The organism is Zoogloea sp. (assembly GCF_017302315.1).
In the GTDB taxonomy this organism is placed as follows: Bacteria; Pseudomonadota; Gammaproteobacteria; order Burkholderiales; family Rhodocyclaceae; genus Zoogloea.
Genome location: NZ_JAFLDT010000119.1, coordinates 1 through 9,511, shown reverse-complemented (window position 1 = coordinate 9,511; position 9,511 = coordinate 1). Strand labels below are relative to the sequence as shown.

At 67.4% G+C, this 9,511-nt stretch carries 9 protein-coding genes and 1 pseudogene; 5 read left to right on the top strand and 5 right to left on the bottom strand.

Going from position 1 to position 9,511, the window contains the following annotated elements; all coding sequences use genetic code 11:
* Positions 1-444: ATP-binding cassette domain-containing protein (locus tag J0L98_RS20305; protein ID WP_296413898.1), on the bottom strand; the 444-nt coding region annotated here is incomplete at its 3' end.
* A 129-nt stretch (positions 445-573) separates the two neighbouring features.
* Between J0L98_RS20305 and J0L98_RS20300 the strand changes: the two genes are divergently transcribed.
* From J0L98_RS20300 to J0L98_RS20285, 4 genes are all read left to right on the top strand, one after another.
* Entirely contained in the window at positions 574-1,536 is a 963-nt protein-coding gene (locus tag J0L98_RS20300) for an AraC family transcriptional regulator (RefSeq protein ID WP_296413896.1), read from the top strand.
* A gap of 220 nt (positions 1,537-1,756) precedes the next feature.
* Positions 1,757-4,099, top strand: coding sequence for a transglycosylase domain-containing protein (locus J0L98_RS20295; RefSeq protein WP_296413894.1), 2,343 nt, complete (start codon positions 1,757-1,759; stop codon positions 4,097-4,099).
* Positions 4,100-4,123: 24 nt separating this feature from the next.
* Positions 4,124-4,786 (top strand): retropepsin-like aspartic protease, encoded by a 663-nt coding sequence (locus J0L98_RS20290; RefSeq protein WP_296413892.1) that lies wholly within the window; start codon positions 4,124-4,126, stop codon positions 4,784-4,786.
* Positions 4,786-5,658 (top strand): 2-dehydropantoate 2-reductase, encoded by an 873-nt coding sequence (locus J0L98_RS20285; protein ID WP_296413890.1) that lies wholly within the window; start codon positions 4,786-4,788, stop codon positions 5,656-5,658. Before J0L98_RS20290 ends, J0L98_RS20285 begins: the two co-directional genes overlap by 1 nt.
* 418 nt (positions 5,659-6,076) lie before the next feature.
* Here J0L98_RS20285 and J0L98_RS20280 read toward each other — a convergent pair whose 3' ends face one another.
* The 4 genes and pseudogenes from J0L98_RS20280 to J0L98_RS20265 all read right to left on the bottom strand — a co-directional run.
* The gene (locus J0L98_RS20280; protein ID WP_296413888.1) at positions 6,077-6,427 is read right to left on the bottom strand and encodes a hypothetical protein; all 351 of its coding nucleotides are present in this window, start codon (positions 6,425-6,427) and stop codon (positions 6,077-6,079) included.
* Positions 6,427-7,485: a UDP-N-acetylmuramate dehydrogenase gene (gene murB, locus J0L98_RS20275; RefSeq protein ID WP_296413886.1), complete on the bottom strand. Its 1,059-nt coding sequence runs from the start codon at positions 7,483-7,485 to the stop codon at positions 6,427-6,429. The genes J0L98_RS20280 and murB overlap by 1 nt, the downstream gene beginning before the upstream one ends.
* On the bottom strand, positions 7,482-8,321 hold the full coding sequence (queF, locus tag J0L98_RS20270; RefSeq protein ID WP_296413885.1) for an NADPH-dependent 7-cyano-7-deazaguanine reductase QueF: 840 nt from the start codon (positions 8,319-8,321) through the stop codon (positions 7,482-7,484). The genes murB and queF overlap by 4 nt, the downstream gene beginning before the upstream one ends.
* A pseudogene (locus J0L98_RS20265) lies at positions 8,321-8,620 on the bottom strand (peptidoglycan-binding domain-containing protein); the annotation flags it as partial. The pseudogene J0L98_RS20265 and the gene queF, both read right to left, overlap by 1 nt.
* Positions 8,621-8,884: 264 nt before the next feature.
* Here J0L98_RS20265 and J0L98_RS20260 point away from each other — a divergent pair.
* Positions 8,885-9,172, top strand: coding sequence for a hypothetical protein (locus J0L98_RS20260; RefSeq protein ID WP_296413883.1), 288 nt, complete (start codon positions 8,885-8,887; stop codon positions 9,170-9,172).
* Positions 9,173-9,511 lie beyond the last annotated feature (339 nt).

Sequence of the window (9,511 nt, the reverse complement as noted above, 5' to 3'; positions counted from 1 at the left end):
CTGGCCGCCGGAGAGCTGTGCCGGCAGGTTGTGCTGGCGGTCCGACAGGCCCACCGCGTCCAGCAGGGCCTCCACCCGCTTGCGCCGCTCGGGGGCCGCTACGCCCGCCAGCGCCAGTGGATACTCCACGTTCTCCCGGGCGCTGAGCACCGGGATCAGGTTGAAGTTCTGGAAGATGAAGCCGATGTGGCGGGCACGAAAGTCGGACAAGGCATCGTCGGGCATGGACTGCACCTGTTGCCCCGCCACGGTGATCTCGCCCCGGTCGGGCATGTCGATGCAGCCGATCAGGTTGAGCAGGGTGGTCTTGCCGCTGCCCGAGGGGCCGGACAGCACCGTGAAGGCGCCCTGATGGATGTCGAGGGTGATATCGCTGAGGGCCGGCACGTCCACCGCCCCGAGACGGTAGGTCTTGCCCACCTGGTGCAAACTGACCGGATGCATCGCGTTTCCTGAAAGAATCAACTCCGATTGAGCGGAGCGCATGCTACGGGGGCAGCGCCCGACGGGTATTGTACGTTTCCGACATGCCGGCTGGCTGTCGTGACCCGCCTTACTCCCTATACTGCGGCCATGTTCAGAATCGACCCGACGCCTTCCGGCGAGCTGGCGGCGTCCCTCTCTGCGGCCCGCTCCACCCTGTGGCTGCCCCGTGCGGCCCTGTCGTCGTGCGTGCGTGCCGTGATCAGCCGTGACACCCGCGGGGTGAATCTGGACGAGGCCGCGCGCTACAACCACTTTCCGGCCGCCCCGGTGTGCTCCCTGGTCTGGTACTTCCACGGCGAGGCGGTGGTGCTCGACCCCCATCGGCCCGCCGCCCCCGACACGCCCGGCCGACCCTTGCCCGACCGCATTACCTTCTGCGGCCCCTTCAACCGGCCGGTGATCAGCCGCAACCCGGGGCCCATGCACGCGATGATGCTGATGCTCATGCCCGACGCCCTGGGCCAGCTCACCGGACTGGATCCGGGCGCCTTCCTCAACCGCGTCGTGCCCGCCAGCGAGGTGCTGGATGCGTCGTGGATGGCCCTGTGCCGGGCCGTGGATGAGGCCCCCGACGACGAGGCCCGTGTGGCCCTCATCGATGAATTCCTGGCGCCTCGCTGGCGGCAGCTCCGCCCCGACGCGGCCTCGCCGGTGAGGGTGTACGCCGACTGGTCCCGCAACCTGGCCCTGCGCGCGTCTGTCTCCGGCTGGGGGCGCAGCCTGCGCCAGGTGGAGCGGCGCATCAAGCAATGGACCGGCCAGCCCCTGCGCGAGCTGCGTGGCATGGGCCGCTCCGAGCAGGCCTTCTTCGACGCCGTGGTGGCGGGGCGTTCGGGTGAGGTGAACTGGAGCGACGTGGCCAGCAGCAGTGGCTACGCCGATCAATCCCACCTGTGCCGGCAGAGCCGCCGCGTCACTGGTTTCCCGCCCGCCGAACTGCGCCGCCGCATCTTTGCCGACGAGAGCTTCTGGGCCTACCGCCTGTGGGGCTTCAGCGAGAGCCAGTTGCCTGACGGAGAGGGGCTGATGGAAGGCTCTGACGGCACTTGAAGGGACTGTGGGGGCGACTTCAGTCGCCCGCGGGTTGAGATCAAGGGCATGCCGGTGATCAACGCACGATGGGCGACGGAGGTCGCCCCTGCACGTCGCTCCTGCAGAAGCGGCCGCATCGACCGTCGGACGACGCGGCAAACTGAGGAAACACGGATGAATTCGACCCCACCCGGATATGTGTTAAAACCCGTGGCTTCCGAGCGTCACACGTGCCCCGATGTCTTTGCTCCTCCGTCTGCGGCAGGCCCTTGCCGGTCTGCTGCTCGCCCTGCATAGCCGGCTTGTGCCCTGGCTGTCCCGCCTGCGTCGCCCCAGCCGCCGCGAGCTGCTGTTGGGTGTCGCCGCTGTGCCGGCCCTGCTGCTGGTCTACAGCCTCATCCTCATCCCTTTCACCCCGGGCATCCGCGATATCCGCAAGGCCAAGCTGGAGCAGCCGGCGCGGGTGCTGTCGGCGGACGGCAAGGAGCTGGCTGTCTTCAAGTGGGCCAACCGGGAGTGGGTGGGGCTGGAGCGGATCTCGCCCCAGGTGACGGCAGCCCTGATCGCCACCGAGGATCACCGCTTCTACGAGCACCACGGCATCGACTTCTACCGCCTGGCCGGGGCGGCCCTGCGCACCTTCAGCGGAGACAAGCAGGGCGGCTCGACCCTCACCCAGCAGCTGGCGCGCAACCTCTTCCCCGACGAGATCGGCCGGGCGCCGACGCTGACCCGCAAGCTCAAGGAGGCCATCACCGCCTTCAAGATCGAGGCCCTGTACTCCAAGGACGAGATCCTCGAGACCTACCTCAACACCGTGCCCTTTCTTTACAACGCCTGGGGTATCGAGATGGCGGCGCGCACCTATTTCGACAAGCCGGCGCGCGGCCTCGACGTGCTGGAGGCCGCCACCCTGGTGGGCATGCTCAAGGGCAACAGCTACTACAACCCGGTGCTCAACCCCGAGCGGGCGCTGGCCCGGCGCAATACGGTGCTGGCCCAGATGGTCAAGCGCGGCAAGCTCGACGAGGCCCGCCTGACCGCCCTGCAGAAGAAGCCCCTGCGCATCGACTTCGAGCGTCAGCTCGAAGCCCCCGGCCCGGCGCCCCACTTTGCCCAGCAGATCCGCAAGCTGCTCATCGCCTGGGCCGACAGCCACGGCTACAACATCTACGCCGACGGGCTGGTGGTGCGCACCACCCTGGACAGCCGCCTGCAGGCCCAGGCCACCCAGGCGGTGCAACGTCGGGGCCGTCAGCTCCAGGCCCTGGCCGACCAGGCCTGGGCCGGGCGCAAGGGCTGGGTGGGCAGCCCGGAGCTGGTGGAGGCCTTCGTCCGGGAGTCGAAGGCCTATCGCGCAGCGCTGGCCCGGGGCCAGACAGCCGAGGAGACGCTGGCCCGCCTGCTGGCCGACAAGCCCTTCCTCGACGCCTTGCGCCAGGAGCAGACTCGGGTCCAGGTGGGTTTCCTGGCCCTCGACCCGCGGGATGGGCAGGTGCGCGCCTGGGTGGGCAGCCGGGATTTCCAGACCGACCCCTTCGACCACGTGGCCCAGGCCCGCCGCCAGCCCGGCTCCACCTTCAAGCCCTTCGTGTATGGCGCGGCCTTCGACAAGGGCATGCAACCCGGCGACACCCTGATCGACCGGGAGGTGGAGATTCCCCTGCCCGATGACGAGGTGTGGCGCCCCACCGACGAATCTCCCCCCAGCGGCAAGCCGGTGAGCCTGCGCGACGGTCTGGTGTACTCCCGCAACCGCATCACCGCCCAGCTGATGGAAGAGGTCGGCCCCGCCCGGGTGGCCCGGCTGGCGAAGAAGATGGGCGTGCGCCAGAGCCCCCTGGAGGAGGTGCCCTCCCTGGCCCTGGGCACCAGCCCGGTGACCCTCAGGGAGATGGTGGCGGCCTATGGCACCCTGGCCAATGGCGGCGGCTACATCGAGCCGGTGCTGATCACCCGCGTCGAGGACCGCAGCGGCCAGGTGCTGGAGGAGTTTGCCGCTGTGGCACCGGAGGCGGCCCTCGACCCGGGCGTGGCCTACACCCTGCTCGACGTGATGCGCGGCGTGGTGGACCGGGGCACCGGTGTGGCCATCCGCAACCAGTTCGGCCTGCGCGCCGACCTGGCCGGCAAGACCGGCACCACCCAGGACAACACCGATGGCTGGTTCATCCTGATGCATCCGCAGCTCGTGGGGGGCGCCTGGGTCGGCTTCAACGACAACCGCATCACCCTGCGCAGCGACTACTGGGGGCAGGGTGCCCGCAGCGCCCTGCCCATTGTCGGCGACACCTTCCATTACGCCCTCGCCAACCGCCTGATCGACCCGCGCCAGCGCTTTGTGTCGCGGGAGGAGCCGGGCCTGCTGCAACGCGGCTGGCGCTGGGTGCGTGGCCTGTGGGCCACCCCCGAGCCCGAGCCGGAACCCAGGCCCGCTCCCCGGCGTCCGAGACCTCAGGTGCCATCTCAGGTGTCGCCTCCGCCAGTGCCGACGGAGCCCTCGCCGGCGCTGTCACCCCCGCTCCCCACCCCTGGCGGCGAGGCGTCACCCGAAACCGCTATCATCCCGGCGGAGCGTTGAGTCCGGGAACAAGGAGACAGTCTGGTGGATGACAGGGATCAACAGGAGACGCGGCGCTTCACCCTGCCCGACGACGAGAAGGAACGCCGCCTGCAGGAGGTGAGGGCGCGCCTGCGCGTGGACGGGCAGCCTGCCCCTGCCCCGCGCACCGGCGGTGGCTGGCTGCTGCCGGCCCTGTTCTGGACCGCGCTGATCGGCCTGGGCACCCTGGGCGCCAGCTACTGGCTGTCACACAGCAAGGGTGACACCGCCCTTCAGGTGGTGGCAGACGGCAGCCTGGAGCTGCGCATGGGGCGGAGCGGCCACTACGAGGTAAGCGGTGCAGTGGGCGCCGTGCCCATCCAGTTCCTGGTGGACACGGGGGCCAGTGTCACCGCCATTCCCCGCCACTTGGGCGAGCGCATCGGCATGCGTGAATGTGCCGCCATCGGCTTCGACCTGAGCGCCGCCAACGAACCCGGCTGCTGCCGCAAGGAGACCTTTCGCACGGCCAATGGCACGGCCGAGGCCTGCGTCGGTCGCGTGCCCTCCCTGCGCTTCGGCCCCTTCGAGGTGCGCAACGCCAGTGTCGCGGTGATGCCCGGCATGGGCGATCAGGCCCTGCTGGGCATGAACGTGCTCAAGCACTTCAGCCTGGTGCAGGAGGGGCGGCGCCTGACCGTCTCGTCGGCGGTGGTGGCGCGCTGATGGCCACGCCGGGCCGCTATCCCCTGGCCATCGTCGGGGCCGGCGCCCTGGGCCTGCACTTTGCCGCCGGTCTGGCTGCAGTGGGCCCGGTGGCGCTGGTGGCACGCAATGCCGCGCGGGCGGACGCGCTGCGTGCCGGGGTACAGGTGGGCGCGCGGCTGTTTGTACCCGAGATCTTCGCGCCGGATGCGCTGCCCGCAGCCGACTGGGTGATCCTGCTGGTGAAGACCGGCGACACCGCCGAGGCCGCCCGCACCGCCCTGGCCCTGCAGCCGCGGGGCGTGCTGTCGTTGCAGAACGGGCTGATCGAGGCGACCTTGCGGGCCGAGTGCCGCACCGTGCCGGTGGGCCAGGGCATCACCACCGAAGGAGCGTTTCGGGAGGGTTCCCGGGTTCAGCCCGCGGGTGCCGGCGACACCCTCTTGCCAGCGGGCTTCGAGGCCGTGGCGGACGCCCTGTGTATGGCGGGTTTCCGAGCCCGGGTGGAGCCGCAGATCGCCGCGGCACGCCTGGCCAAGCTGCTGGTGAATGTGGCCATCAACCCGCTGGCGGCCCTGTTCCGGGTGCCTAACGGGGCTTTGCTCGAGCCCCCGCATCGGGTGCTGCTGGAGGCCTTGGTGCACGAAGCGTGGCCGGTGCTGCGCCAAGCCGGGCTGGATCTGGACGAGGACGCGGCGCTCGCCCGCGTGGTGGCCGTGGCGACGGCCACGGCGGGCAACCGGGCCAGCATGCTGCAGGATGTGCTGGCCGGCCGGCGTACCGAGATCGACGCCATCACCGGCACCCTGCTGACCATGGCCGAGGCCGGTGGAGTCGAGCTGCCCACCCATCGGGCGGTGTTTACCCTGGTCCGGCGTCTTGCCCCGAGTTGAGTGCATGCCGGCGCGAACAGGGGCGTTTCCCGGGTTGGGCACTGGCCGTTGATCACCTGCATTTCCGGTCCCCTCTGGCGCGCCGACTGGAGGGTTCGGCAGGCGGAAAAAGGGCTGCGCATGTCTGAGCCCGCAGGGCGAGTTTGCGCAGACCCCGCCTGACGGACCCGGAAGGAGGGCACCCCCGAAGGGGGCGCGACAGCGGGGTACGTTTCTTTGCCGACTTTCTTGTCGTACAACAAGAAAGTCGGTCGGCTGCCGGGCCGAGACCCGGCCAATGTGACGCCAAAAACAGGAAAACCGTCCAGTAAGGCGCTCACCGGTTCGCGGTGGATGAATTCGACCCCACGGTCCCTCCCATCAGCGTCGCAGCCACTGGAAAGTTCCTTCCGCTTCTCCACAAGCGCTTAACGGCGCGTCAGGACTGGCTGTCGTAATCCCGCAGGTGGGTGCGGATCAGGAAGCTGCCGCCCATCACCAGCACGCCACCCACGAAGGCCACCAGCCCGAAGGCCATGCCCATGAACATGTTCCAGTTGGCTTCCGCGTTGAGGCCGTCTGCCTGCTCCACGCCACCGGAGAAGGCGGCGAAGAGGCTTTCCAGGGCGGGCACGGCGGTATAGCTGAGCGCCGTCAGGCCCAGGGCGATGAAAAGGATGCCGATGAACAGGAAGGGGCCGGGCCGCAGCAGCTTGGTCATGAAACTGGCGGGGGGGCGCGGGGTATCGGGCACGGAGGTGTCCTCGGGGCTGGGGGGCAGGGACGACATCAGGCGGCGGGGCCGGCAAACACCGGCTCGGGTTCCAGCTCGACGCCGAAGCGGGCGCGCACATCGGCACGCACGGCGGCACTGGTGGCGATCACGTCGGCGCCGGTGGCCCCGCCGTGGTTCACCAGCACCAGGGCCTGCTTTTCGTAGCACCCCACCGGGCCCAGGCGCCTACCCTTCCAGCCGGCCTGTTCGATCAGCCAGCCAGCAGCCAGCTTGACCCGGCCGTCGGCCTGGGGATAGCTGGGCATGCCCGGGTGCAGGGCGATGAGGCGGGCGTGCTCGGCGGCGTCCACTACCGGGTTCTTGAAGAAGCTGCCGGCGTTGCCGATCTCGGCCGGGTCGGGCAGCTTGCGGCGGCGGATGGCGATGACCGCATCCGATACCTGCAAGGCATTGGGCTGCTTGATACCCCGGGTTTCCAGCTCCCGGGCCACGTCGGCGTAGCCGGTGTTGGCCTTCCAGGCCTTGGGCAGGCGGAAGGTGACGGCGGCGATCAGGTAACGGCCCTTGCCGGCCTGCTTGAAGAAGCTGTCCCGGTAGCCGAAGGCGCAGTCGCGTTTGTCGAAACCCACCGTCTTGCCGGTCACCAGATCGTAGGCGCGCAGGCTGTAGAAATGCTCGGCCATCTCGATGCCGTAGGCGCCGATGTTCTGCACCGGGGCGGCACCGACGGTGCCGGGGATCAGAGACAGGTTTTCCAGGCCGGGCCAGCCCATCTCCAGGGTCCAGCGCACGAAGTCATGCCAGTTCTCGCCGCCACCGGCGCGGACGAAGAAGGCCTCGGCGTCTTCCTGCACCCGGCTGCGGCCATGAAAGGCCACGTGCAGCACCAGGCCGGGAAAGTCGCCGGTGAGCACCAGGTTGGAGCCGCCGCCGATCACCAGCCGGGGCAGGCCGGCCACCCGTGGGTCGTCGAGCACGGCGCGCAGGTCGTCCACGTCGTCCACCGTGGCGAACCAGGCGGCCCGGGCGGGCAGGCGCAGGGTGTTGAGGCCGTCGAGGGCCACGTCCTGGCGCAGCAGGCTGTCGGCGGAGACGGTGGGATGGCGGCTCATTGTCTAACCTCGGCTATGGGGGCCGGGGCAGATAGACCTGCAGTACGTCGGCAGGGGTTGATGTCCAGCCCGCCGCGGCGGGTGTAGCGGGCCCACACGCACAACTCGGTGGGCCGGCACTGGCGCAGCAGGTCGGTGAAGATGCGCTCCACGCACTGCTCGTGGAATTCGTTGTGGCGGCGGAAGGAGATGATGTAGCGCAACAGCCCTTCCCGGTCGATGGGCGCGCCCCGGTAGCGGATCACCACCATGCCCCAGTCCGGCTGGCCGGTGACCAGGCAGTTGGACTTGAGCAGGTGGGAGTACAGGGTCTCCTCCACCTCGGGCTGATCGGCGTCGGCGCGCAGCAGGCCCGGGTTGGGCATGTACTGGTCGATGGCGATGTCCAGGGTGTCCAGCAGCACACCCTCGGGATAGCCGATAGCCCGCTGGGGCCGGCCCGACAGGGGCTCCACCTGCGCCGTTACGGGCGCGCCGGCAGCGGCCGACAGATCCCGCGCGAGGGTCGCCTCCAGCTCGGCCACGCTGGCCACGGTGGTCTGGTTGAAGGCGTTCAGGTAGAGCTTGAAGGACTTGGATTCGATGATGTTGGGCGAATCCGCCGGCACCCGGAAGTGGGCCAGGGCCACCTCGGGCTTGCCCCGGGGGCCGAGCCACGACAGCTCGAAGGCTGTCCACAGGTCTTCGCCGATGAAGGGCAGGGCACCGGGGGCGATACCGATCTCGTCCCGCTTGCCCTGGCGGGCGATGGGGAAGAGCAGCTCGGGGGCGTAATGCTCGGCATAGGCGACGGCCTTGCCGAGGGGGGAGGCGTCGGGGGAATGGGGCGCGCTCATCAACGGCTTTCCTTGAGCGCCTTCAGCAGCTTCTGCCCCGCCCGCCCATCCACGTTATGTCCCAGGCGCTGCTGCTCGACCCGGATCGCCGCGCGGCTGGCGTCGCCGAGCATGCCGTCGATGGCGCCGATGGCGTGGCCGCGGGCGGCGAGCAGGGTCTGCACTTCGCGCCGTTCGACCCGGGACAGGCCGGCGTCGTCGGTGGGCCAGGGGGTGATGAAGGTGCCGCCGCCGCGCAGGCGGTCGGACAGGTGGGCGATGGCCAGGGCGTAGCTTTCGGCAATCCTGCAGGTGTGGAGAGTGAATCGTTCACACCAAGAAAGAAGAAGGAAAAAATAAAAAAAGAGAGAAGAAGAAGAAAAAGAATAGAGACTCACGGGGTTGCGGAGATAGGCGCTTTCCACTTCTGCCGTGCCCAGCAAGTGACCAGAGACTTTGATGTTGTCGTCGACACGGCCAGTGATCCAGTAATAGCCGTCTGATATTTTTTTTTATTGAGGCGAAGGGAGGGAGAGGGGAGAGAGAGAGAGAGAGATAAAAATGGGGAGGGAGAGGACAGAGAAGTGAGTGGAGAACAGGAAGAGAAGAGAGGAAGAAAGAAAGAAGAGAGAGAGAGAGAGAGAGAGAGAGAGCAGAGAGAACAAAAAGAAATGGAAGAGAGAACAGAGGGAAAGAGCAAGAGAGAGAGATCGAGCGGAGAGAACGGGGATGAGAGAAAATGGAGATGGAAGGACAGAGAAGAGAGAGAGAGAGGAGAGGAGAGAGGAAACAAGGGAGAGAAGCGAGAGAGAAAAGGGAGAGAGGAAGAGAGAAAAGTAAAGAGCGAGAGCGAGAGAGAGAGAGAGAGATAGAGCGGAGAGAACGAGAGTAAAAGAAGGAAAGTGCGAACGCGCGAGAGGGAGAGAGAGAGAAGAGAAGCGAGAGAGAAGAGAGAGAAAGAGAGAAAAAAAGAGAAAAAGAGAAGGAAACAGAGTCAGAGAAACACGAAAGAGATTGAGAAACAGCAAAAGCTGACAAATGACACAGTCCGATCGCATACCTTTGTCTCGACGAGCTCCGTCACCAGTGAAGCTGAGCCAAGGTTGAGAAGGAGAACAGAAAGAGAAGAGGAAAATGACAAGAAAAGGAACAAAACTAGTATCCAGGGTGATCCGAGAAATCTGAGAAAAGAAAAATGGAAGTAAAAAACA

Excerpts from the sequence above, each read along its gene's own strand:
- J0L98_RS20300 (WP_296413896.1), top strand. The coding sequence starts at position 574 with ATGTTCAGAATCGACCCGACGCCTTCCGGCGAGCTGGCGGCGTCCCTC.
- J0L98_RS20295 (WP_296413894.1), top strand. The coding sequence starts at position 1,757 with ATGTCTTTGCTCCTCCGTCTGCGGCAGGCCCTTGCCGGTCTGCTGCTC.
- J0L98_RS20285 (WP_296413890.1), top strand. The coding sequence starts at position 4,786 with ATGGCCACGCCGGGCCGCTATCCCCTGGCCATCGTCGGGGCCGGCGCC.
- J0L98_RS20280 (WP_296413888.1), bottom strand. The coding sequence starts at position 6,427 with ATGTCGTCCCTGCCCCCCAGCCCCGAGGACACCTCCGTGCCCGATACC.
- murB (WP_296413886.1), bottom strand. The coding sequence starts at position 7,485 with ATGAGCCGCCATCCCACCGTCTCCGCCGACAGCCTGCTGCGCCAGGAC.
- queF (WP_296413885.1), bottom strand. The coding sequence starts at position 8,321 with ATGAGCGCGCCCCATTCCCCCGACGCCTCCCCCCTCGGCAAGGCCGTC.